The sequence below is a fragment of the Bacillus sp. TL12 genome (assembly GCF_022625245.1).
GTDB lineage: Bacteria > Bacillota > Bacilli > Bacillales > Bacillaceae_G > Bacillus_A.
Genome location: NZ_JAJJBY010000227.1, coordinates 1 through 374, shown reverse-complemented (window position 1 = coordinate 374; position 374 = coordinate 1). Strand labels below are relative to the sequence as shown.

At 39.6% G+C, this 374-nt stretch carries 1 protein-coding gene; it reads left to right on the top strand.

All coding sequences use genetic code 11. From position 1 onward, the window contains the following. Positions 1–318 (top strand): DDE-type integrase/transposase/recombinase (locus LOK41_RS28690; RefSeq protein WP_241819465.1); only part of this gene is annotated, 318 nt, incomplete at its 5' end. Between the last annotated feature and the right edge of the window lie 56 nt (positions 319–374).

Sequence of the window (374 nt, the reverse complement as noted above, 5' to 3'; positions counted from 1 at the left end):
TTTGGAGAACCAGCGGTTCTCACTACAGACAAAGCACCAGCATTACTTTGCGCATTTAACAAATTAAGGGAACAAGGCTTTTATATAAATACAATTCATTGTACAATCAAGCATTTGAACAATCTCATTGAACAGGACCATAGGCATGTGAAGCGAAGATTTTCCAAATCCGCAGGATTTCAAAATCTTCGCCACGCTTCCCGTACCTTGAAAGGCATCGAAACCATTCATGCTTTATATAAACGAAACCGAAGTCTTGGCTCAGACTTCGGTTTTTCGACGTACAATGAATTACAGGAGCTACTAACAACCGCATAAAATGTACAACTTTTTGTTGGCACCACTTAACCTTAACAAAACTTCGCAACAGAACC